General features: G+C 59.1%; 21 protein-coding genes. 10 read left to right on the top strand and 11 right to left on the bottom strand.

All coding sequences use genetic code 11. The annotated features are described in order from the left end of the window. Window positions 1-11: 11 nt before the first annotated feature. The 7 genes from GA0061100_RS18390 to GA0061100_RS18360 form a co-directional block, all read right to left on the bottom strand. Window positions 12-944: an ABC transporter substrate-binding protein gene (locus tag GA0061100_RS18390; RefSeq protein WP_244557885.1), complete on the bottom strand. Its 933-nt coding sequence runs from the start codon at window positions 942-944 to the stop codon at window positions 12-14. 81 nt (window positions 945-1,025) lie between these two features. Further along, the gene (locus GA0061100_RS18385) at window positions 1,026-1,970 is read right to left on the bottom strand and encodes an ABC transporter substrate-binding protein (RefSeq protein WP_075854152.1); all 945 of its coding nucleotides are present in this window, start codon (window positions 1,968-1,970) and stop codon (window positions 1,026-1,028) included. A gap of 92 nt (window positions 1,971-2,062) precedes the next feature. Continuing rightward, entirely contained in the window at window positions 2,063-3,847 is a 1,785-nt protein-coding gene (locus GA0061100_RS35405) for an amino acid ABC transporter permease/ATP-binding protein (protein WP_075854151.1), read from the bottom strand. A gap of 40 nt (window positions 3,848-3,887) precedes the next feature. Then, window positions 3,888-4,436: a GNAT family N-acetyltransferase gene (locus GA0061100_RS18375; RefSeq protein ID WP_075854150.1), complete on the bottom strand. Its 549-nt coding sequence runs from the start codon at window positions 4,434-4,436 to the stop codon at window positions 3,888-3,890. A gap of 8 nt (window positions 4,437-4,444) precedes the next feature. Continuing rightward, a complete protein-coding gene (locus tag GA0061100_RS18370; RefSeq protein WP_075854149.1) occupies window positions 4,445-5,644 on the bottom strand; it encodes a M20 aminoacylase family protein in 1,200 nt (399 codons plus the stop codon). A gap of 15 nt (window positions 5,645-5,659) precedes the next feature. Continuing rightward, the gene (locus GA0061100_RS18365) at window positions 5,660-7,009 is read right to left on the bottom strand and encodes an LLM class flavin-dependent oxidoreductase (protein WP_075854148.1); all 1,350 of its coding nucleotides are present in this window, start codon (window positions 7,007-7,009) and stop codon (window positions 5,660-5,662) included. 24 nt (window positions 7,010-7,033) lie between these two features. Beyond that, window positions 7,034-8,026: an MsnO8 family LLM class oxidoreductase gene (locus GA0061100_RS18360; protein ID WP_075854147.1), complete on the bottom strand. Its 993-nt coding sequence runs from the start codon at window positions 8,024-8,026 to the stop codon at window positions 7,034-7,036. 450 nt (window positions 8,027-8,476) lie between these two features. On the opposite strand from GA0061100_RS18360, the gene GA0061100_RS18355 reads away from it, so the two are divergent. From GA0061100_RS18355 to GA0061100_RS18310, 10 genes are all read left to right on the top strand, one after another. Beyond that, window positions 8,477-9,115, top strand: coding sequence for an alpha/beta family hydrolase (locus tag GA0061100_RS18355; protein WP_075854146.1), 639 nt, complete (start codon window positions 8,477-8,479; stop codon window positions 9,113-9,115). A gap of 173 nt (window positions 9,116-9,288) precedes the next feature. Beyond that, a complete protein-coding gene (tauA, locus tag GA0061100_RS18350; protein WP_075854145.1) occupies window positions 9,289-10,302 on the top strand; it encodes a taurine ABC transporter substrate-binding protein in 1,014 nt (337 codons plus the stop codon). 52 nt (window positions 10,303-10,354) lie between these two features. Then, window positions 10,355-11,143, top strand: a complete 789-nt coding sequence (locus tag GA0061100_RS18345) for a taurine ABC transporter ATP-binding protein (RefSeq protein ID WP_075854144.1) — start codon at window positions 10,355-10,357, stop codon at window positions 11,141-11,143. Beyond that, the gene (locus tag GA0061100_RS18340) at window positions 11,140-11,994 is read left to right on the top strand and encodes an ABC transporter permease subunit (RefSeq protein ID WP_075854143.1); all 855 of its coding nucleotides are present in this window, start codon (window positions 11,140-11,142) and stop codon (window positions 11,992-11,994) included. Before GA0061100_RS18345 ends, GA0061100_RS18340 begins: the two co-directional genes overlap by 4 nt. A gap of 87 nt (window positions 11,995-12,081) precedes the next feature. Next, a complete protein-coding gene (locus tag GA0061100_RS18335; protein ID WP_075854142.1) occupies window positions 12,082-13,164 on the top strand; it encodes an LLM class flavin-dependent oxidoreductase in 1,083 nt (360 codons plus the stop codon). A gap of 165 nt (window positions 13,165-13,329) precedes the next feature. Next, window positions 13,330-13,971: a DUF47 family protein gene (locus GA0061100_RS18330; RefSeq protein WP_075854141.1), complete on the top strand. Its 642-nt coding sequence runs from the start codon at window positions 13,330-13,332 to the stop codon at window positions 13,969-13,971. Then, the gene (locus GA0061100_RS18325; RefSeq protein ID WP_075854140.1) at window positions 13,971-14,975 is read left to right on the top strand and encodes an inorganic phosphate transporter; all 1,005 of its coding nucleotides are present in this window, start codon (window positions 13,971-13,973) and stop codon (window positions 14,973-14,975) included. Before GA0061100_RS18330 ends, GA0061100_RS18325 begins: the two co-directional genes overlap by 1 nt. A gap of 165 nt (window positions 14,976-15,140) precedes the next feature. Beyond that, window positions 15,141-15,590, top strand: coding sequence for a manganese-binding transcriptional regulator MntR (gene mntR, locus GA0061100_RS18320; RefSeq protein WP_075854139.1), 450 nt, complete (start codon window positions 15,141-15,143; stop codon window positions 15,588-15,590). 218 nt (window positions 15,591-15,808) lie between these two features. Further along, entirely contained in the window at window positions 15,809-17,278 is a 1,470-nt protein-coding gene (locus GA0061100_RS18315) for a GGDEF domain-containing protein (RefSeq protein WP_244557874.1), read from the top strand. A gap of 121 nt (window positions 17,279-17,399) precedes the next feature. Next, window positions 17,400-18,239: a mechanosensitive ion channel family protein gene (locus tag GA0061100_RS18310; RefSeq protein WP_075854137.1), complete on the top strand. Its 840-nt coding sequence runs from the start codon at window positions 17,400-17,402 to the stop codon at window positions 18,237-18,239. Window positions 18,240-18,402: 163 nt separating this feature from the next. Here GA0061100_RS18310 and GA0061100_RS18305 read toward each other — a convergent pair whose 3' ends face one another. From GA0061100_RS18305 to GA0061100_RS18290, 4 genes are all read right to left on the bottom strand, one after another. After that, the gene (locus GA0061100_RS18305) at window positions 18,403-19,065 is read right to left on the bottom strand and encodes a hypothetical protein (protein ID WP_075854136.1); all 663 of its coding nucleotides are present in this window, start codon (window positions 19,063-19,065) and stop codon (window positions 18,403-18,405) included. Window positions 19,066-19,480: 415 nt separating this feature from the next. Then, window positions 19,481-20,572: an LLM class flavin-dependent oxidoreductase gene (locus tag GA0061100_RS18300; RefSeq protein ID WP_075854135.1), complete on the bottom strand. Its 1,092-nt coding sequence runs from the start codon at window positions 20,570-20,572 to the stop codon at window positions 19,481-19,483. Between the two features lie 147 nt (window positions 20,573-20,719). Then, the gene (locus GA0061100_RS18295) at window positions 20,720-21,538 is read right to left on the bottom strand and encodes a nucleotidyltransferase domain-containing protein (protein WP_342195795.1); all 819 of its coding nucleotides are present in this window, start codon (window positions 21,536-21,538) and stop codon (window positions 20,720-20,722) included. 25 nt (window positions 21,539-21,563) lie between these two features. Further along, window positions 21,564-22,034 (bottom strand): Lrp/AsnC family transcriptional regulator, encoded by a 471-nt coding sequence (locus GA0061100_RS18290; protein ID WP_075854133.1) that lies wholly within the window; start codon window positions 22,032-22,034, stop codon window positions 21,564-21,566. Window positions 22,035-22,040 lie beyond the last annotated feature (6 nt).

The raw sequence follows: 22,040 nt of genomic DNA, 5'->3' as shown, positions 1-22,040 counted from the left end.
CGGCTGTCTCCTCAAAATTTCGGCAGGCCCTGCGGATTGGTTTCCGACTTCGGCAAGGCTTCTTCGGCAAGATGCCAGTGGTCGAGGATCTTGGCGTAGGTACCGTCCTTGATCAGCCCATTCGTCGCAAGCGTTAGCGCCGCGGCAAGGCCGCTGCCCTTACGCGTGGTGATCGCGACATCCGATCGATCCGGCCAGCCGGCGCTCAGCGTTCCCACGCGCTTGATGTTCTTATCGCGTGCCGCGATGTAGACGAGCTGGGCGTGTGGCTGCACGATGACATCGGCCCGATCCGACTGGAGAGCCAGAAGGCTCGCCGCGTCGTCGTCATAATATTGCAGCTCGATCGGCTTCAGACCGGCTTTGACATCCTCATCGCTCCATTTGAGCAGGATACGCTCCTGATTGGTGCCGGCGCCAACGATGATGCGCAGACCGGCTGCATCCTTCGGCTCTTTGATCGACACGATCTTGCTGTCTTTCTTGACGAAGAAACCGTGCAGGCCCTGCCGATAGGTGGAGAAATCGAACTTCTCCTTGCGCTGCTCGGTAACGCCGACGTTGGAAATGACGGCGTCGTATTTGCCGGAGGTCAGCCCCAGCGGCCAATCGATCCAGGCGACGGGCACGAGCTCAAGCTTCAGGCCAAGCGCATCGGCAACGGCATTGGCATAATCGGGATCGGCGCCAACGACGGTCTTCGCGTCCGTCGCATAGGTCGCAAGCGGAGGTCCACCAGGTGCGACCGCGACGGTGAAGGTGCCCGGAGTGACGAACTTGAAATCCTTGGGGATAGCGGCGATCGCAGCATCGTTCTTCGCTGCATGAATGCGGCCCGGCTGTTCAGGGCTGAGATCGAAGTCGTCGGCCGCCTTCGCGGCGCCAAGTCCGATCAGGGAAATCGTTGTGACCGCGGCCAATATGGTTTTGAAAGTCGGAAGGATGAACACGAACAGGTAACTCCATGGATAAGACGGGGAGCGGACCGACGCGGGCCCCACCGGCGCCGGTCCGCTCGACCAACATTACGAGCCGCTCTTCGGCAGGCCCGCAGGGTTGGTCTTGGATTGATCGATCCCTTCGGCAGTCAGGCTCCAGTGCTTCAGCACCTCGCCATATTTGCCGTTCTTGATCAGATCGTTGAGTGCGAGAGTGACAGCATCGGCAAGGCCAGCGCCCTTCTTCGTCGTCACGGCGATTTCGGCCGTCAGCGGCCAGCCACCGGAGACGATGCCAACGAGCTTTCGGGTGCCGTTGATGGAGGCATTATAGGCCTGCGTCGCGTTCGGATTGAATTCGACATCGGCGCGGCCGGACTGCAGCGCGAGATCGGCGGCGGCGCGATCATCGTAATATTGCACTTCGATGGGCTTCAGGCCAGCCGCCACATTCTGACGATCCCATTCGAGAATGATCTTTTCCTGGTTGGTGCCGGCGCCTGTGATCACCTTGAGACCCGCTACATCCTTCGGCTCCTTGATCGAGGTGATCTTGCTATCGGCCTTCACATAGAAGCCGAGCACATCCTTGCGATAGGTGGAGAAATCGAACTTCTCCTTGCGCTCTTCGGTGACGGTTACATTGGAAATGACCGCATCATATTTGCCGGAGGAGACGCCGAGCGGCCAGTCTTCCCAGGCAACCGGCACCAGGTCCAGCTGAAGGCCCAGGGAATCGGCGAGCAACTGCGCGATGTCCGGATCGCCACCCACGACCGTCTTGGCATCGGTCGCATAGGTGGCGATCGGCGGGTCCCAAGGGCTGATCGCGACGGTGAACTTGCCGGGATTGACGAACTTGAAACCCGGCGCAATCGCCTTGACCGCCGCCTCATCCTTTTGCGCCCTGACGCGATTGGATGTATCCGGACTGAGGTTGAACTTCTCGGCCGCACTCGTCGGCGTCCAACTCATCGCTACCGCCGTCAGAACGCCGGCAACGACATACTTTGCTCTCTCAATGAATGTCATTTCCCTTCTCCGTTTCAATTATAGGTTGCTTTTATTGTTATCAGTATCCGAACGCTTGCTACGTCAGAACGTCCAGATCCTGCCTGCGACTGCTAGAGAACCTTGGCGAGGAAGGCACGGGTGCGCGGGTGCCTCGCATCGTTGAAGATCTGGGTTGGCGAGCCAGTCTCGAGAATATGTCCGCCTTCCATGAAGACGACGGTATCGGCCACCTCGCGGGCAAAACCGATTTCGTGGGTGACGATCACAAGGGTCGTGCCGGTTCGCGCCAGTTCCTTGATCACATCGAGGACTTCGCCGACGAGTTCCGGATCGAGCGCCGAGGTCGGCTCGTCAAAAAGCAGGACCTTCGGCCGTAGCGCCAAGGCGCGAGCGATGGCAACGCGCTGCTGCTGGCCACCGGAAAGTTGGCGTGGGTAGGCATCGATCTTGTCGCTGAGGCCGACGCGAGCGAGCAACTCCCTGGCAAAAGCGATGGCTTCGTCCCGGCCTAGCCCGCGCACCTGTATTGGCGCCTCGATAATGTTTTCCAAAACAGTAAGATGCGGGAACAAGTTGAAGTTCTGAAAGACCATGCCGATGTCGGTTCGGCGCTTCAGAATGTCCTTTTCCTTAAGCTCATAGAGCACCTCGCCCTTCTGCGTGTAGCCGACGAGATCGCCATCGACGGAGATAAAGCCGCTGTCGACGCGCTCCAGATGATTGATGGCGCGCAGCAGTGTCGATTTCCCCGAGCCCGACGGTCCGATGATAGCCGTGACGCTGCCGGCCGGCAGGTTGAGCTCGATATCGTCGAGAACCTTCAGCGCACCAAAGCTCTTCGATATACCATGGATGCGCACGGCACCGCCCTTGGCACGAAGATCTGTGACGCTCCGAAGGGTGGCGAGTGCCCCGGTTTCCGACCTGGTATCTGCCGTGACGGCAGGCAGCGGCCGCTGGAAGCGTTTGAAGAATGCCTGGAACGGCAACGGTGTCGGATTGCGTAGCGCGCCCCTGGAGAAATAACGCTCGATATAGTGCTGCGCGATCGATAGCACCGTCATAATGACGAGATACCAGACCGTCGCCACCATCAGCAGCGGAATGACTTCCAGATTGCGGCGATAGATGACCTGCACCGTATAGAAGAGCTCTGGCAGGGCGAGTACGTAGACCATGGACGTGCTCTTGGCGAGACCGATGATCTCGTTGAAGCCCGTGGGAAGAATGGAGCGCATCGCCTGCGGCAGAACGATGCGGAAGGCCTGACGGCGGCGAGACAGGCCGAGGGATGCAGCCGCTTCCAACTGGCCCTGATCGACAGACAGAATGCCGCCGCGAACGATTTCGGCGAAGAAGGCAGACTGGTTCAATGTCAGACCGAGGAAGGCGGCCGCAAACGGCGTCAGCAGCTGCGTCGTCGGATAATTGAAGAGCACCTTATCGGTGAACGGGACACCGATGCTAATGGTTTCATAGAGATAGCCGAGATTGTTGAGAACCAACAGCAGTACGATCATCGGGATCGAACGCAGCAGCCAGATATAGCCCCAGGAGAGACTTGCAAGCAGCGGCGACTTCGATACGCGCGCCAATGCCAGGGCGGTTCCGAGGATGGAGCCTGACACAGCCGCAAGCGCCGTCAGAAGCAACGTCCTGCCAAGCCCCACCAAAACCGGCTCGGCAAAGAACCATTCGGCAAAGACACCCCAGCCCCAGCGCGGATTGGTGAAAGTGGAATAGAGGACGACCGCTATGACGAGCGCGGCAAAGATCGTGCCGGTCGTGCGTCCGGGGTGCCTCGCCGGCACGATGCGGTAGCGCGAATAATCAGTCTTGGTCTCGATAGTTGCCGTGCCTCGATCGGCACCCGCAAAATCCGTCGTTAGCGCCATGATACTTACCCCTTATGATTGTTGTTGATCCGGCTCGCCATTACCTGCCGGCGGCGGCCAGACGTTGCCCGGAGCCTCGGGCGTCAGCGATATCGGGCAAGGCCAGATGGCTGACATCCTTCTCGAAAGGCAGGATCTTGTGGACCTCCGGATCGAGCGAGGTATCGAAGAGCGCCGTGTAACCATTGTTGAGATAAAGACCGACCGCCTCGGGCTGCCGAAAACCGGTCGTCAGATAGATGCGTCGATAGCCTTGCCGCACCGCCTGTGCCTCCAGTTCCACCAGCACTGTGCGCGCCAGTCCCTGACGGCGCAGATCATGCCGTGTCCAGATGCGTTTGAACTCGGCGGTCCGATCGTCGTAATGCTTGAACGCGCCGCCGCCGATCGCCTCGCCATTACGCAACAGCAGCAGGAAGTTGCCATGCGGCGGCGCGAAAGCCTCCGGCGGATAGCGATTGAGTTCAGCCGCTGCCCCTTCGGCACTGAAGTAGTTGCCGTAACGGCTGTCATATTCATGGATCAGTTCGTCAATCAGCGGCTTGGCGCGCGGGTCCAGGGTGGTCGTATAAAGAAACGTGTCGCTCATGTGGTTCATCACCCGTTGTCATTCGCGAGGAAAGCTTCGGCGAGCCGTACCCAGTAGCGAGCTGCCGGCGCGATGATGGCGTCGTTGAAATCGTAGCGGGCACTGTGCAGCGGCGCGGTGTCGCCGTTGCCGACGAAGAGATAGCTCCCGGGCTTGGCCTGCAGCAGAAAGGCAAAGTCTTCGCTCGCCGTACGCGGCCGAAAATCCGCCTCGACGGCAGATGTCCCAAGCGCCTGCAAGGCGACATTGCGAGCGAATTCGGTTTCTTCGGCATGATTGACGAGTGCGGGAAAACCGAGACGGTAATCGACTTCGGCCGCGGCACCGAAGCTTTCCGCCTGTGCGCGCGCTAGCGCGGGTATTCGTTCCTGCAATCTGGCACGGACGGTCTCATTGTAGGCCCGCATGGTCAGCTTCATCTCCACGCTTTCCGGGATGACGTTCGAAGCCGAACCGGCATGAATGGATCCCACAGTCGCGACCGCCATCTCCTGAGGATCGATATTGCGCGAGACGACGCTCTGCAGGGCCGTGATGAACGAAGCCGAAGCCAGCACCGGATCGACCGAACGGTGCGGCTCGGCACCATGCCCGCCTTTTCCGACGATCGTGATGACCGCCTTGTCGACGGAGGCCATCGCCGGGCCGGCAACGAAGCCGAACTGTGCCGTCGGCACACCAGGCCAATTGTGCAGGCCGAAGACCGCATCGACCGGAAAACGATCGAAGAGCCCCTCCGACAGCATCTTGCGCGCACCCGCGCCAATCTCCTCGGCTGGCTGGAATATCAACCGCAGAATGCCGCTGAAATTGCCGCTTTCGGCGAGATAGCGGGCAGCGGCGAGCAGGATCGACGTATGCCCGTCGTGACCGCAGGCATGCATGACGCCGGGATTGGCGCTCGCATACTCAAGCCCGGTCGCCTCTTCGATCGGCAAGGCATCCATGTCGGCGCGAATACCGATGCTGCGGTTGCCATTGCCCCGCCTCAGCGTCGCGACCACGCCGGTGCCGGCGATGCCTGTCGCGACTTCGTAGCCCCATTCCGCAAGCAGCGAGGCCACCTTCTTGGCGGTACGATGCTCCTGAAAGGCAAGTTCGGGATATTGATGCAGGTCATGCCGCAAGGCGATGATCTCATCAAGATAGAGGGCGATTCCTGTCTCGATCGGATCGGTGATCGAAGCGGTCTTGATGATGGCGTTCATGATGATTGTCCTGGCTCAAGCGCCCACGGCCTTTGCGGGTTCGATGTCCGCGGCCTCCGCCGCATAACGGCTTTCGCGATATGGCAGTCCGAGGTGATCGCGCAGCGTCTCGCCTTTCAGCGTCGGATCGAAATAGCCGCGCTCGGTCAGGATCGGCAGGACATGCCTGGAGAAATCGTCGAAGCCTTCACCGATGACCGGGAAGCCGAGGATGAAGCCATCCGCTCCCTCTTCATCCACCCAGCGGATGATCTCGCCGGCAATGTGCTCGGCAGTGCCGATGAAGGAGGTTGTCGGTGTGGCCGCATCGAGCGCCACTTCGCGCAAGGTGAGCCCCTTCTCGCGCGCGGTCTTCTTGATCCGATCGGTCGTGGCGCGGAAATTGTTGCGGCCGATATCTCCGAGATCGGGAAACGGCTCGTCCAGCGGATAGGCGCTGAAGTCGTGGTGATCGAAGAAGCGGCCGAGATAGGCGAGCGCTTCCTCGATGGTGACGAGATTGCGGATTGCCCGATACTTGGCTTCCGCCTCCTCCTGCGTCGCGCCAACGATCGGGCCGATGCCTGGAAATATGCCGACATCGGCGGCACTGCGGCCATGCGCGATCGCGGACTGCTTGACCTGCTTGTAGAAGACCTTGGCATCTTCGAGCGGTCCGCCATTGGTGAAGACAGCATCGGCGTGCTTGCCGGCGAGCCGGATGCCGGAATCGGAAGCACCGGCCTGGAACACCACCGGCTGACCCTGCTTCGAGCGGCCGATATTGAGCGGACCTTCGATCCGGAAGAACCGGCCCTTATGGTTCAAACGATGCAGCTTGGATTTGTCGGCATACACGCCGGTCTCGCGATCCCGAACAAAGGCATCGTCGTCCCAGGAGTCCCACAGACCCTTGATGGCATCGAGATATTCGTCAGCGATCTCATAGCGCAACTCATGTTCCGGATGCTCGCGACTGTAGTTGCGACCGGAACCCTCGAGCGGCGACGTTACCGCGTTCCAGCCGGCGCGGCCGCCGCTGATGAGATCGAGTGAGGCAAACTGCCGTGCGATGGTGAAAGGATCGCTATAGGAGGTCGAAACCGTACCCACCAGACCGAGTTTCGTCGTGAAGGCGGCAAGCGCGGACAGAATGGTCAGCGGCTCAAAGCGATTGAGGAAATGCGGGATCGACTGTTCGTTGATGTAAAGTCCGTCCGCGACGAAGGCGAAGGCAACGCCGGCCTCCTCGGCCTTGCGGGCCGTCTTGACGAAGAAGTTCAGATTGGTGCTGGCATCGGCCGGAACGCTCGGATGCTTCCAGGCATTCATGTGGCCGCCCGGGCCTTGCAGCATGATACCGAAGGTGACGTGTTTTTGAGCCATGATGATCCTCCTGGGACAGGCCGTTCAGGCAACAAGGGAAAGGCGCTCTTTGGCGAGCAATTCTACGGAGTTGAGCCGTTCGGCTGCGGTCAGCGCCGGCGTGTCGAGTACGAATTCCTCGATGCCGTAGCGGCGGTGTAGCGCATCGAGTTCGCCTCGGATCTGCGCCGCCGTGCCATGCAGCACGCCCGGCACCTTCTCTTCGGTCCGGAAATCCGAGAAACCGGCCTGACGCGCAAACTCTGCAGCCTGCTCCTGCGTGCCGACATTGACGCTCTGGCCGTTGGGCAGGAAGAGCTTGACGATGCGGAGCTGGCCGACACGCTCGCGAGCAAGCGTCTCACTCTCGGCGGCGAAGGCTGCCAGCGCCAGGATCGGCACCTTGCCGCCCGTTGCACTTCCGTAGGCTTCAAACGTATTGCGCAGATTTTCCGGATCGCCATTCAGATGCCCGGCAAAGACCAGCCTCCAGCCCTTCTCCGCTGCAAGCCTCGCGCTTTCGACACTGGCACCAAGGAGAAAGCGCTCCGGCGAGCGCGGCGGAAATGGTGTGGCCAGCGCGCCTTCGGAATGAGGATCCGCCGCAAGATAGGTGTTGATGTCGGAAAGCTGCTCTGCGAAATCAGGCTTCTTTTCGGGGTCGAAGGCAAGCTGCAGCGCGCGGGTGGAGAGCGGAAATCCGCCCGGCGCCTTGCCGACGCCGAGATCCACGCGGCCGGGTGCCAGCGAGGCGAGGAGATTGAAGGCCTCAGCAACCTTATAGGCGCTGTAGTGCTGCAACATGACGCCGCCCGAGCCGAGGCGGATCTTCGTGGTCCTCGCCAGAAGGTAGGCGATCAGAACTTCCGGCGCCGAACTTGCGAGGTTCGCCATGTTGTGGTGCTCGGCGACCCAGAAGCGATGATAGCCAAGTTCTTCGGCCCTGATGGCCAGACGTGTCGTTGCCCCAAGCGCATCGGTGGCGCTGAGCCCCTGTTCGATCGGGCTCTTGTCAAGAAGGCTAAGAAGGTAAGTCATGCCGTTTCATCCATGTTTGCGCTCAATGCCGACCATGGAACGCTATAGTCTATAAAAAACATAGATTTTAAGTTATTTAAGAAACAGCTTTCTTTTTCTTTCGCCGGATGCGGAAAAAATCGGCAGTTGTCCAAGGGGTGGTGGATGGGGCCGTGACAAATGTCACCAGTCTAGGCTTTAAGCGACAGCTTTACCTCGTGGATACGGCGCGGTCGTCCGCCGAAACCTTTCAGACTGCGCTGAACTTGCTTGGCCGCAGGGGCGGACAAGCCAATTAACTCGAGTTCGGCAAACTCGGCAAGTTAACGTTGTTACGTCTACTCTAAGGACATCCAGGAGTTTGCAGCGCCCCTCAAGGCTGAGATTCCTCGCCTTCGAATCCGAGCTTTGCTAACAAAGCGCCAGCGGCGCAACGTCCAACTGCGACGCTACGAACCTGGAGAATCCTGAATGCCGCACCAATTTCTCATCAATGGTCCCGAAGACGCCAAGGTCACCATCGTTCTCGCGCATGGGGCCGGCGGCGCAATGGATACGAAATGGATGGAAACCATGTCTGCGGCACTCGTCCGCAAGGGCTTGCGAATTGTCCGGTTCGAGTTCGACTACATGTCGGCACGGCGCTCTTCCGGGAAGCGGTCTCCGCCACCCCGAGCGGAGCTCCTCAATCAGGAATTCGAAGCCGTGATCGACGAAGTCGGTTCAAGTGGGACACTCGTCATCGCGGGGAAATCCATGGGCGGACGCGTGGCGAGCATGATCGCGGACGATCTTCACAATGCGGGGCGGATTTCCGGACTGCTTTGTCTTGGCTATCCTTTTCATCCGATAGGAAAACCGGAGAATCAGCGAACCGCGCATCTTCAAGGCATGACGACGCCTACCCTCATCTGTCAGGGAACGCGCGACCTATTCGGATCACGCGAAGAAGTCTCCACTTTCCAACTCTCCAACATGATCGAACTTCTCTGGTTGGAAGATGGAGACCATGATTTCACGCCACGAAAGGCCGTATCCGGTTTCACATCCGCAGAACATATAGCAGCCGTTGCGGATCACGTGTTCGGATGGACCTCTGCATTGCGTTGATCGGCAGAAATACGCCGTCGCTGCGCTTGTCACGGATTCAGACAAACAATTCCCACTATAGTCTATAAAAATAGTTTGTTATTTCTGTCGATCCTCTCCCCTTCTTCGCTAGGCTTTACCCTATCGCACTCAGGGAACCGCCGGAGAAGTCCGATCCGGCCAAGGGGACACACATGAAGTTCAAGACATTGATCGCTGCCGCTGCCATGGGCCTCGCCAGTATCTCCGTGGTAACGGTCGCTGCCGCGGCCGACAAGAAGGTCGTCGTCGCCTATCAGACCGATGCCCTGCCCTCCTCCGTCGCAATCGCCAACGGAGAATTCGCCAAGGAGACGGGCTACCAGATCGATTTCCGCAAATTCAATTCCGGAGCCGAGATTTTCGCGGCCATCGCATCCGGCGACGTCCAGATCGGCTATGTCGGCTCCAGCCCGTTTGCGGCAGCTGCCTCCCGTGGACTTGAAGTGAAGGCGTTCTACCTCTCGTCCATCTCGGGCGTCGATGAAGCCCTCGTGGTGCGCAATGGCTCCGGCATCAACACACTCGCCGATCTGAAGGGCAAGAAGCTTGCGGCAGCACCAGTTTCCACGGATCATTATCAGCTGCTAGCCCTCATCAAGTCTCTAGGTCTGAGCGAAAAGGACGTGCAGGTCTTCGCCGTCCCGCAGCCGGAGATCGTCGCCAGCTACAATCGCGGCGATATCGACGGCGGCTTCGTCTGGGACCCGGCGCTCACCGAGCTGAAGAAGAACGGCAAGGTGCTGGTGACATCCAAGGACGTCGCCGACAAGGGTGCCCCGACGTTTTCCGCCTGGGTCGCAACCTCGAAATTCGCGACCGACAACCCAAAATTCCTGAAGGCCTATGCCTCTGTCATCAGCAAGTACTACGCCTCATTCGCAACCGACAAGGCCGCCTGGGGACCGGAGAGCGACAATGCGAAGGCCCTCGCCAAGCTTCTCGGCGGCACGGCTGACCAACAGGCCGCAGCACTCAAGAACCTTACGCTCCTGACCCCGGATGTTCAGGCATCGGCCGACTGGCTCGGCGGCGGTGACAAGTCCGGGGCAGCCAAGATCTTGAAGGACACCGCGACCTTCCTGAAGAGCCAGGGAAAGGTCTCCGAAGTGCTGCCGAACTACGGCGCATTTGTCACCGCTGACGCGCTTGCCAACGCCAGCAATTGATCCCCCCGACACCGGCGCTCGTCGCGTCGGTGTCTTATTTCTTGAGGGCTCTATGCTTCAAGTCGACCATGCCAGCGTTTTCTTTGCGGCGCGTGACGGCAGAACCGTTCACGCGCTCGACCGCGTTTCCTTCAACATTCCGGAGCGCGGCATCGTCGTAGCGCTTGGTGCATCCGGCTGTGGCAAATCCACACTGCTCAACGCGATCGCCGGTTTCCTCCCACTTTCGGAGGGAAAGATCACGCTCGACGGCAGGCCGGTCTCCGGCCCTGGCGCCGATCGCGGCGTCGTCTTCCAGAAGGATTCGCTGCTACCGTGGAAATCCGTCATCGACAATGTAGCCCTCGGTCTGCAATTTGCCGGTTTGGGCAAGCGGGAACGCCGGGATCGCGCATCGGAGCTTTTGCGGCTTGTCGGGCTGACCGACTTTGCCAATGCCCTGCCCTATGAGTTGTCGGGCGGCATGCGCCAGCGCGTCGGCATTGCGCGGGCGCTCGCCACCGATCCGGATATCCTGCTGATGGACGAACCATTCGGCGCTCTAGACAGCCTGACCCGCGAGCAGATGCAGGAACTGCTGGTCTCGATCTGGGCCAGAACCGACAAACGCATCTTCTTCATCACCCATTCGATCGAGGAGGCGCTTTTTCTCGGCACCGAGGTTCTGGTCATGTCTCCAAGGCCGGGGCGTGTCGTTGCCCGCTTCGAGCTTGATTTCGTGCATCGCTTTGCCGAAAGCGGCGACACAAAGACAATCATTTCTTCCACCGAATTCGGCAATCTTCGCGAAGAAATCCGCGCCATCCTCCACAACGCCGACAGCATCAGGAGCGCGGCATGAGCGATATCATCGAAACCAGACCGATCGTCGTTTCCGAAACGCAGGCCCAACCGAAGCTGGTTCGCATTCCCGGTTTTGGCGTCGGAGAAAAGCCGACTATCGCCATCAGCTTCGCGACTGCAATCGTCTGTCTCGCATTGTGGTGGCTGGTCGCCAAGCTCGGCCTGGTGTCGCATCTCTTTCTGCCCCGCCCCGACGAGGTTTGGACACAGATCGGCGTCGTCTACCGCGATGGTTATGCCGGCGCTTCGCTTTCCGAGCACATATTGGCGAGCCTGTTTCGCATCGTCGTCGCAGCAGCCATCGCGATCGGGATCGGCATTCCCGTCGGTCTGTTGATGGGTCTCAACCGCTGGGCAAAGGGCATTCTGGATACTCCGATCGAATTCTATTGGCCGCTGCCTCCCCTCTCCTACCTGCCGCTGATGATCATATGGCTTGGCATTGGCGAAACCTCGAAGATTACTCTCCTTGTGCTCGCCATGTTCGCGCCGATCTGCCTGTCTGCCCAAGCAGGTGTTCGTTCGCTGCCGCTCGAGCGTGTCAACGCCGCCCGGTCTCTCGGCGCGAACCGGCTGCAGCTTTTCCTCACGGTCGTCCTGCCTTCGGCCCTGCCGGAAATCCTGACCGGTATCCGGATTTCCTTCGGCATAGGCTGGGGAACTTTGGTTGCAGCCGAACTCATTGCGTCCACCCGCGGCATCGGCTTCATGATCATGTCGGCATCGCAGTTCCTTGCCACCGACGTCGTCTTCGTCGGCATCGGCATCATAGCGGTCTGCGCATTCGCCTTCTCGACCGCCGTCCGTATCATCGAGGTCGTCCTCGTTCCCTGGAAGGGCAAGCTTTAGCCGCAACGGTCTGCGAGCCAATGTCGCTCGCGGCCTTCTTCACCACGAAATCCGTCATTCGATCCAGAAAGACTTACAGGCGCAGGCATGAGCAGCAATTGCGAATTTCTTTGGTACATCCCCAATGATGTTAAACCGGGCCATCGCGGCGATTCCGCCGTCGAGAATCATAACAGCCTGGAAGCGCTCACCAGCCATGCCAGGGCACTTGAGAATCACGGCTGGAAAGGTGCATTGATCGGCACCGGCTGGGGTCGGCCCGACACCTTCACCGTCGCGGCTGCGCTTGCCGCACGCACCACCACCTTCGAGCCGCTCATTGCAATCCGCCCCGGCTACTGGCGACCGGCGCACTTCGCATCTGCCGCTGCCACGCTGGATCAGCTGAGCGGCGGCCGCGTGCGCGTCAACATCGTTTCCGGCAAGGACAATCTTGCCGCCTATGGCGACAGCGAGGGCGATCAAGCCCATCGCTATGGCCGCACCAAGGAATTCATGCGGCTCACCCGCAAGCTCTGGACAGAGCAGAACGTTACCTATGACGGAGAGCACTTTCGCGTCAGCGAATCCACGGCCGCGCCGCGCATTGAGCCTCGCGGGAAACGCCTGCATCCCAAGCTCTATTTCGGCGGCGCTTCGGATGCGGCTGAACGCGTTTCCGCCACAGAGGCCGATGTTCAGCTTTTCTGGGGCGAGCCACTCGCCGACATCGCCGAGCGGATCAGCCGGCTCAAGGCTCTAAGCAGAGACCTCGATCGCGACCTGCCGCCGCTGGAATTCGGACTGCGCATTACGACGCTGGTGCGCGACACGACTGAACAGGCCTGGATAGATGCCGAAGCGAAAGTCGCCGAGATGGCGAAGAACAAGGGTGTTGGCTGGAACGATCACCGGCAATCGATCGCGGTGGGCCAGAAGCGGCTGTTCGATCTCGCCGCGCGCGGCGATGTGCTCGACGACAATCTCTATACCGCTCCGGGCAAATTCGGCGGCGGCGGTGCCGGCACCACCTGGCTGGTCGGATCGGCCGAGGATGTCGCCAGTTCCCTGCGGAAATATCGCGATCTGGGCATCACGCATTTCGTCCTCTCTGACACGCCCTACCTGGCCGAGATCAAGCGACAGGGTGAGCAACTGCTGCCGCTGTTGCGCGGGCACCTTTCGGCGTGATCCGGCGGCGAAAAAACCAGTACGCGTTGAACGGAGGCCGATGCCGGGTGTTGCGGCGTCCACAATAAACGTCAGCAAGGCCTGAAAACATCATCCTCCCCAGCCTTTCCAAGCCGCATTTTGTCAATTATGACACTTTCGTGACAATGGACGCATGGAGCTTTGATGCTGGGCTGGTTTCGCAAACTCATGCCGCGCGAGGATCGTTTCTTCGATCTCTTCGCGCAGCACTCGCGCACCATCGTCGGTGCTGCCGAAGCATTAAACGAGCTGCTTTCCGGTAAAGACATCGAGGGAAAGTGCCGGCAGATCGTCGAGCTCGAAAACCAGGCCGATGACATCACACGCAACGTACTGCTTGCGGTGCGCAAGAGCTTCATCACCCCATTCGATCGCGGCGATATCAAGGATCTGATCATGTCGATGGATGACGCCATCGACATGATGCACAAAACGGTCAAGACCATACGCCTGTTCGAGCAGAGGAGCTTCGATCCACGCATGCAGCAGATGGGCGAAGTGATCGTCAAGGCGGCTTATCTCGTCGCCGAGGCGGTACCGCTATTGGATCGCATGGGAGCCAACGCCACCCGGCTTGCCAACCTCACGGAAGAGATCATCACAGCTGAGGGCCATGCAGATGAGCTGCACGAGCAGGGACTGAAGGATCTTTTTCGCACGCACGGTGCCTCCAATGCCATGGCCTACATCATCGGCAGCGAGATATATGGCGAATTGGAAAAGGTCGTCGATCGCTTCGAAGACGTTGCCAATGAGATCAATGGCATCGTGATCGAGAGTGTCTGATGGAGGCCTCGCTCGCCTTTCCGCTGCTGGTGGCGATCATCGCCACAGCGTTGTTCTTCGACTTCCTGAATGGTCTCCACGATGCCGCGAACTCCATCGCGACCATCGTCTCGACCCGAGTTCTCAGGCCGCAATATGCGGTTCTTTGGGCCGCGTTTTTCAATTTCATCGCCTTCCTGTTCTTCGGCTTGCACGTCGCGGAGACGCTTGGAACGGGGATTATCGACCCGAAGGTCGTCGACGCGTCGGTCATCTTCTCCGCTCTTATGGGCGCAATCGTCTGGAACATCGTCACCTGGATATTCGGCATTCCGTCGAGCTCGTCGCATGCGCTGGTCGGCGGGCTGATTGGCGCCGGCCTTGCCAAGGTCGGCATCAGTTCGATCGTATGGCTTGGCGTTCTCAAGACGGCGGGCGCGATCGTCATGTCGCCACTGATCGGCTTCATGCTTGCCCTGCTTCTGGTGCTTGCCGTGACATGGCTCTTCGTCCGGCAGACGCCGTTTGCCGTCGATAGTACCTTCCGCATCATGCAGTTCTTCTCGGCCTCGCTCTATTCGCTCGGGCACGGCGGCAATGATGCCCAGAAGACCATGGGGATCATTGCGATACTCCTATATTCTCAAGGATATGGCGGCGGCTCGTTCCACGTTCCCTTGTGGGTGGTTCTCTCATGCCAGTCGGCCATGGCCTTAGGCACGTTGCTCGGAGGATGGCGGATCGTGCACACGATGGGTTCGAAAATCACCCGTCTCAATCCCATGCAGGGCTTCTGCGCGGAGACGGGTGGCGCTTTGACGCTCTTTGCCGCGACCTGGCTGGGAATACCGGTTTCCACGACCCATACGATTACCGGCGCCATCATCGGTGTCGGTGCCGCCCGCAGAGTCTCGGCTGTGCGTTGGGGTGTTGCCGGCAACATCGTCATCGCCTGGGTCATCACCCTGCCGGCTGCAGCCGTGATTTCGGCGCTATCCTATTGGATTATTCGACTCTTTCATTGATCTGCGCGCAGCAAAGACGCTTGCCCCCCGCGCAACCGCAAACCAGACTTTGATCCCATTTGTAGGTGACTATAACGCCATGAGGGTTTTATTGCGCTTGCGATTTATTTATAGGCAAGGCTAAATATCTTCACCACTTTCTTAGCCTTGCGAAGGTGCGCCATCTTGACCAAACCGCCGACCATCCTGGAAAGTCGTCTTTCTTCGACCGAGATCGAGACGCACGCGGAGGCCTTTCAGAAAAGCCGCGACGATCGACGCACGGAATTGATGGAAGATTACGTCGAGCTCATCGCCGACCTGATAGAACACGCTGGCGAAGCGCGCCAGACCGATATTGCGCAAAGACTGGGAGTAACGCAACCGACGGTTGCCAAAATGCTCAAGCGGCTCGCTGAGGAAAACCTGATTACGCAACGCCCTTATCGCGGTGTCTTCCTGACTGAAGAAGGCCAGCGCCTGGCCGTGGCAACCCGCAGACGCCATGAGATCGTGGAGGCTGTCCTTTGCCGTCTCGGCGTCGATCCCGACACGGCGAGAAATGATGCCGAGGGCATCGAGCACCACGTCAGCGAAAGGACCCTGGAAGCCTTTGAACGCTTTTTGAAGACCTGATCGCCTATACATCGAAAAAATCCGATGACGATCGGGCTAAAGAGCCATTTGGGGCACAGTTTCAACAAGAATGAGTTGAAAAGAAGCGGACATTGACTGTCCGGCTTGACCCGCTGGTCGATATCAACGCAAGGTTTACCAATGCTCGCTAAGCAGAACTTAGCGAACTGCCGGCCCTTGCATTCGCACACCGACTTTTATTGCCGGCGCAGGGAATCATGATGAACGCCCAGGACTTCAGCAGCACCATCTTCGATCTTGCCCCCGTCGCCATGTGGCTGGAGGATTTCAGCGGCGTCAAGGAACAGTTCGAGCTCTGGCGTGCGGAAGGCGTGACGGACCTGCGTTCCTATCTGCTCGCCGACGTGCAGCGCGTCGCCACCTGCTCACAAAGGATCAAGCTTCTTGCCGTCAATGCCAGGACGCTGGAGCTCTTCGAAGCGCCGTCCTTCGAAACGCTTGTCGGAAGTCTCTCGCGGGTCTTCCGAGACGAGATGCTCCACAGCCACGTGAACGAACTTGTCGCGCTTTGGGAAGGCAAGACCGAGTTTTCCGGCACGGCAATTAACTATTCTCTCGGTGGCAAAAGGCTCGATATCCAGCTTCGCGGCGTCATCCTGCCGGGTTATGAAACCTCCTGGAGCAGATTGCTGCTGACGACGGAAGACGTGACGGCGCGCGAGGAGGCAAGGCGGCAGGAAGAGCGGCAACGCCGCTATGCCGAAGGAATGTTCGAGCATTCGCCCGTCTCCCTTTGGGTCGAGGATTTCAGCCGCATCAAGATCCTGCTCGACGAGATCCGCCACCGCGGCATCGTCGACTTCCAGGTGTTTCTCGATGTGCATCCGGAATTCGTCCAACAATGCATGAGCGAAATCAGCGTGCTGAATGTCAACCAGGCAACGCTCGATCTCTTCTGCGCGCCGGATCGTCAGACCCTGCATCAGAGGATCGGTGAAGTGTTCCGCGACGATATGGAAAAGCATTTTCGCGGGCAATTGGTGGAATTGTGGAACGGCCGCCTCTTCCATCAGCGTGAGGTGCTGAACTATGCCCTCGACGGATCCGAACGCCACGTCCTCCTGCAATTTTCGGTCTTTCCCGGTTATGAAAACGACTGGTCGCTGGTGCAGGTGGCGCTGACGGATATTACCGCACGCAAGAAGGCGGAAGCCTATCTCGAATATCTCGGCAAGCACGATGTGCTCACCAGACTTTTCAACCGTGCCTTCTACATGGAAGAACTCAACAGGCTGGAGCGCAAATCGCTTCGGCCGGTGTCGGCCATCATCCTCGATCTGAACGGGCTGAAGGACGCCAATGACGAGAGCGGCCACGATGCCGGCGACGCGCTGTTGCGCCGCATGGGCGAGGTGCTAAACAGCGTCGTCTCCCTGCCGAACCATGCTGCCCGCATCGGCGGCGACGAATTTGCCGTTCTCATGCCGGGCGCCGATGAAATCGCGGCTGCCGCGATGGTCGAGACGATCAACGAACTGCTGAAGATCAACAATCAGTTCTATTCCAGCGCGCCGCTCAGCGTCTCCATCGGTGTCGCCACGAGCCTGCCCGGCGAAACCATGGAAGCCATGATCAAGCGCGCAGATCTCGGCATGTACGAGCAGAAGAAGGCTCATTATGCCGCGGCTGCCATCATCGGCCCACATCAGGCGAAGCACGGCGCCTGACGCCCCGATATAGAAACCGACCCGCACAATCCATTGAAACAGTTGAGTTTCATGCACCCGATCGTCGGGAACAAAAAACGCGACTTCTCATTTGGCTCTCTGGGAAAGATGGAGTTTTGACATGGACGATCAAACGACCAATATCGTCGTCGCCACTCGGACGGCACTCGACCAGGCTTCGGCGCTCGCGGTTCAATATGGATTTTCGCTTCTCGGCGCGATCATTCTTCTGATCGGCGGCTGGCTTCTTGCAGGCATTATCAGCCGCTCGGCCTATCGCGTCATCTCACGCATTCGCGGCATAGACGAAACGCTCGCGAGCTTCTTCCAGAACGTCTTGCATTACAGCTTGCTCATCCTTGTCTTCATCACCGTACTTGGCCAGTTCGGTGTTCAGACCGCCTCCATCATCGCTGCTCTCGGTGCCGCCGGCCTGGCGATCGGCCTGGCACTGCAAGGCACACTTCAAAACATCGCGGCCGGCATCATGCTGCTGATCCTGCGGCCATTCCGGGTCGGCGAGTATATCGAGACGACGAACGTCAAAGGCTACATCAAGGAAATCGGGCTCTTTGCCACCGAGATGAAAACGGCGGACGGCCTCTACCTCATGGCACCGAACTCGACGCTCTGGAACACGCCCATCATCAACCATAGCCGCGAACCGGATCGTCGCCAGCAATTGGCCGTAGCCCTGGGCGAAAAGGTCGACATCGATCTCGCCCGCAAAACAATCCTCGACATCCTGAAGGCGGATCAGCGCATCAAGACCATGCCCGCACCGAAGGTTTTTCTCGACGAATTGGCCGTCGACCAAGCCGTGCTCAACATCGAATACTGGGCGATTACCTCATCCTGGTCGGATGTCCGGCACGATGTCGTGTTAAAGCTGAAGGCCAAGCTTGCCGCGCCCGACATAACGATCAAATCGCCAACGGAAGCGACAGCAGCAACTGACTGAGCTCTCCGGTCGAATGCTAAGCCTGCCGCCGGCAGGGAGTTGAACCAGCGGCAGGCTTCGCGAGGTCATGACACCTCGAGCAAGATCGATGTCCTGCCGGTTCTACACTTCCGTCAGGGGCATTTGTTCCCGCTTCGGTATGCAAAGGGCCGAACTCAGCAATCTACCATTTGACACGATAGTCCAGGCGCACATTGCCGGCTGGCGTCAGCGTCTGTGGGTCGGCAAAGGAAGCGGAGAAATCAAGGTTCGGCGCCAATGGCTGCTGAAACGAGACCGTGCTGGAAAAGGTGCTGCCGACGTCCTTCAGATTGCCGATCGCGGATATGGAAGCTCCCGTCCAGGGAACAGCGACAGTAACGGCCTGGGTCGCGGTAATGGAGTTTGCCGCATTCCGCGATCCCGCATAATTGACGTTCAGCGATCTCGCGGTGCGCATGTCCAGATTTTCCGACACCGTCCAGCTGCGCGAGCGCTCGAGGCAAAGCGTTCCCGTGCTGTTGAGAGTATCCACCCTCAGGGCGACTTCGCGACGCCACACGGTCGAAAAGCGCTTTTGATCGTCGATTGCCGTCCCCCAGAGCGTCGCCAAGCTGCTGCTGCGCAAGATCGCGCCACTGGCCGCTCCACCCAGGCCCAGATCCATGCCTGCACTCACTTCCCAAGCCATCGGCAGCCGAAAACCCAGCGTCGTCTTGTAGGTTCGCGGCGCCACCTTGACCGGCGACCAGATCATCAGGTCGCTGGCCTTGCTAACCTGCGGCAAGCTGACACTCGCAAGAAGACCAAGAACGCCGCGAAGGACGCGTTTTGACTTGAAGCCCATGTTAAGCTCGCATTCTCTGTACCCTGACCTGGTGATGTTGAGGGTGCACCAAGGCAACAGCCAGACACGGAAGAACGCCGCATTCTGGCTTCGGATTGATTTTGTTCGGTTAAGCACCGGCAAAATTGCGGCGCATCGGAGCCAAGATTTACAGCATCCGGTTGAAGGGATTGGTGCCGCTTGAAATCAAGCAGCGCCCTTCGTCCAAAAGAATCCCATCCGGGGCCACGCTTGTAAACCCCTAGACCTCAAGTTTTTTGCTGCGTTGCACACATGTCGCACCTGCGACACCACCGCATGAAAGCGACATCATAGCTAGCGGCCTGGAAAACCGGCCTTGGCGGCACCGCCGTTTCGCCATCAGAGAATGATCACATTCCCGCGAGCGACGACGGCGAAGCATCGAAGCGGTGGTTCACTCCACCCGGAGCCCAGCCTTCTTCAGAATCGGAAGCACCCGATCGCAGAAATAGGGCAGTTCCTGCGTATAATTGACGAAGGACAAGGCGATGCCGGCATAGCCTTGCTCGGCAATGGCGATCATCTCTTCGGCAATGCGCTGCGGCGTTCCAATCAGCGGATAACTGCCCGCTCCACCGGCAAAGCGCTGGCGGTAGCGGTCATAGGCCTCGCGATCATGGGATTGCGAGAACTCTTTCTTGCCGGCCATGTGTTGGTCGACGGCGGCGTGATCGGCCATGGTCACGGCATAGCGCGTATAGTAATCCTCCGCCTCCGCTTGCGTCTCGCGGCAGACAACGTGACAAACCGTATAAACGCCGACCTGCCTGCCCGTGCCTTCCGCCCGCCCGGCGATGTCGGCAACATGCTTTCCGGCTCCATCGATCTCGGTAAAGGTGGTGAAGAGATAGTCGCAATGCGCGGCGGCAAAGTCTCTGCCGGGACCGCCGAAAGCCGCATTCATGGTCACCGGCCGGGGTGCTTGCAGGCTTGCGGGACGGCTGACGGCTTCTTTCAGATTATAGTAGCTGCCCACATAGTCGATCGGCTCATCGGAGCCATAGAGCTTCTCGACGATTTCGAGCCATTCGGCTGCCTGGTCGTAGCCCTTTTCGACCAGCGGCACGCCGAACATGCCGAATTCCTTTGGATTCCAGCCGCAGACAATGTTCAGCCCCGCCCGGCCTCGACTGATATGGTCGACAGTCGCAAGCGACTTGGCGGCATAAAGGGGATGAACGAGCGGCACGTGCACCGTCATGAAGAGACCGATCCGCTCGGTCGCCGCCGAAAGTGCCGCTGCCCAGGTGAAAGTCTCGAACGACCATTCGCGTACGCGGTTCTTGCCGCCGAAGCCGCGCCAACGGGCAATCGGCAGAAAGAATTCGAGCCCCGCCCGGTCGGCGATCTGTGCTGCAGTCAGATTATCCTGCCAACCTGCCGCCCAGCGCTCGGGTACATCGGTAATGGCAAGGCCGCCATCCGCATTGGCGGAAAAAACGCCGAGCTTCAACCGGTTCGGCCCCTTCAGCGGATGCATCTTCATGGCGGTTTCCTCCTCCCGAATTCACCTCGCGTCTACCCTGCCGAAAATCCGCAGTGACCCGATAGAAAATGTGTGACCGTCGCGAGAGAAAATTTCAAGCTTAAAATTTTCTGACTCCGCCGCCACGCTTCCGGAAAGCGGTCGTTGTCATTTCCCCAGGTCTACAAGGCTCTTTCGCCTCGCCTGTTGCGATGCCATGCGCTTGTCACCAGCGAAAAACGGTCCACCATGCCGGTCCAATTCGCGATGCGTCAGGTTGCAAAGTACCTCAACCTCTCCAGCTAAAGCCCGCCCGAAGGCATCATCGAAGCTATCAGCCAAGTTCCGATCCATCTCTCGCAGCAGGCGGGGAATCCATTTGCCCCTGCCCGACCACTTTCCTCGTCCCAGCAACATAAGGTCGGCCAAAGGCTGATAGAGCTGCGCGGCAATTGCGCCCACCTCCGGAGCCGCCCGCTGTCCATGCAGGTCATCGAGGAGATCGGTGATCTGATATTTCAAAGCATTCAGCCTATCACCCCTCAGCTCCGGTGGGCTGGCGTGGAGAATGCTGACGGCATAGTCCTTCCAGACCTCTCCCTTGTCGAGATCTGGACCGAGGACCTGGCCGGTCGCAACCATATGAATGATGACGGGATAGCCGCGCGCAATATCGCTCTCAAAGAACCAGCTGAGCGTCTCCGGGTCATGAACAAACACTTCGAATGGAAAGTCGCCCTCGATAAAGGTTTCGCGCCAAGCGGTTTCGAGCTGATCAAAGACCACGACCAGATCGATGTCAGAGCCTTTTCTTCCCTCGCCTCGTATGATCGACCCTGAGGCAAAGGCAAAGGAATAACCCGGAAAGCGGTTTGCGAGAACCGAGCCGGTCGCCCGCATTGCCGTTTCGAATATGCTCATCTCGCTCTCCAGACATCGATTGTTCTGCCGGTCAGATATGTCCGCTGGGCGCTTCGCCGCCGCCATGGCCAACCGACGGCTGGCTCCAAGACTACGAGGCTAAGGGCAGCTCAAAACTTCGCTTCAATGTTTCCATCGGCACATCGGTCTTGACGTTCAATACGCTCGGAATACGAGTCAAATGGTCGGCCTGAAACCGCCAATAGCTGTGCAGATCAGCCGTGACGATACGCAGGACGGCGTCGCACTCGCCTGTGGTCAGATAACATTCCATGACTTCGGGAAACCGCCTGACAGCCTCCGCGAATTGCAGGGTGACTTGCGCATTCTGTGTCTTGAACCAGACGCGGGCAAACACGGTGAGGCCCGCCCCCACCTTTGCCGGGTCCAGAACGGCAACGTAGCGATCGATAATGCCCGCATCCTCAAGCAGTCGCACGCGGCGAAGACAGGGTGACGGCGACAACCCCACCTCCTTCGCGAGGTCCACATTGGAAATGCGTCCATCCCGCTGCAACACCTTGAGGATACGCCGATCGATCTCATCCAAAGTCAGTGACACAATATA

Origin of the sequence: Martinezella hainanensis, assembly GCF_900094555.1 — a bacterium.
Classification (GTDB): Bacteria; Pseudomonadota; Alphaproteobacteria; order Rhizobiales; family Rhizobiaceae; genus Rhizobium; species Rhizobium hainanense.
This window is presented reverse-complemented; position numbering and strand designations above follow the sequence as displayed.

Excerpts from the sequence above, each read along its gene's own strand:
- GA0061100_RS18340 (WP_075854143.1), top strand. The coding sequence starts at position 11,140 with ATGAGCGATATCATCGAAACCAGACCGATCGTCGTTTCCGAAACGCAG.
- GA0061100_RS18375 (WP_075854150.1), bottom strand. The coding sequence starts at position 4,436 with ATGAGCGACACGTTTCTTTATACGACCACCCTGGACCCGCGCGCCAAG.
- GA0061100_RS18295 (WP_342195795.1), bottom strand. The coding sequence starts at position 21,538 with ATGGCGGCGGCGAAGCGCCCAGCGGACATATCTGACCGGCAGAACAAT.
- GA0061100_RS18335 (WP_075854142.1), top strand. The coding sequence starts at position 12,082 with ATGAGCAGCAATTGCGAATTTCTTTGGTACATCCCCAATGATGTTAAA.
- GA0061100_RS18355 (WP_075854146.1), top strand. The coding sequence starts at position 8,477 with ATGCCGCACCAATTTCTCATCAATGGTCCCGAAGACGCCAAGGTCACC.
- GA0061100_RS18305 (WP_075854136.1), bottom strand. The coding sequence starts at position 19,065 with ATGGGCTTCAAGTCAAAACGCGTCCTTCGCGGCGTTCTTGGTCTTCTT.
- GA0061100_RS18365 (WP_075854148.1), bottom strand. The coding sequence starts at position 7,009 with ATGGCTCAAAAACACGTCACCTTCGGTATCATGCTGCAAGGCCCGGGC.
- GA0061100_RS35405 (WP_075854151.1), bottom strand. The coding sequence starts at position 3,847 with ATGGCGCTAACGACGGATTTTGCGGGTGCCGATCGAGGCACGGCAACT.
- GA0061100_RS18310 (WP_075854137.1), top strand. The coding sequence starts at position 17,400 with ATGGACGATCAAACGACCAATATCGTCGTCGCCACTCGGACGGCACTC.
- GA0061100_RS18325 (WP_075854140.1), top strand. The coding sequence starts at position 13,971 with ATGGAGGCCTCGCTCGCCTTTCCGCTGCTGGTGGCGATCATCGCCACA.
- GA0061100_RS18330 (WP_075854141.1), top strand. The coding sequence starts at position 13,330 with ATGCTGGGCTGGTTTCGCAAACTCATGCCGCGCGAGGATCGTTTCTTC.
- GA0061100_RS18315 (WP_244557874.1), top strand. The coding sequence starts at position 15,809 with ATGATGAACGCCCAGGACTTCAGCAGCACCATCTTCGATCTTGCCCCC.
- GA0061100_RS18345 (WP_075854144.1), top strand. The coding sequence starts at position 10,355 with ATGCTTCAAGTCGACCATGCCAGCGTTTTCTTTGCGGCGCGTGACGGC.
- GA0061100_RS18370 (WP_075854149.1), bottom strand. The coding sequence starts at position 5,644 with ATGAACGCCATCATCAAGACCGCTTCGATCACCGATCCGATCGAGACA.
- GA0061100_RS18300 (WP_075854135.1), bottom strand. The coding sequence starts at position 20,572 with ATGAAGATGCATCCGCTGAAGGGGCCGAACCGGTTGAAGCTCGGCGTT.
- GA0061100_RS18385 (WP_075854152.1), bottom strand. The coding sequence starts at position 1,970 with ATGACATTCATTGAGAGAGCAAAGTATGTCGTTGCCGGCGTTCTGACG.
- GA0061100_RS18360 (WP_075854147.1), bottom strand. The coding sequence starts at position 8,026 with ATGACTTACCTTCTTAGCCTTCTTGACAAGAGCCCGATCGAACAGGGG.
- tauA (WP_075854145.1), top strand. The coding sequence starts at position 9,289 with ATGAAGTTCAAGACATTGATCGCTGCCGCTGCCATGGGCCTCGCCAGT.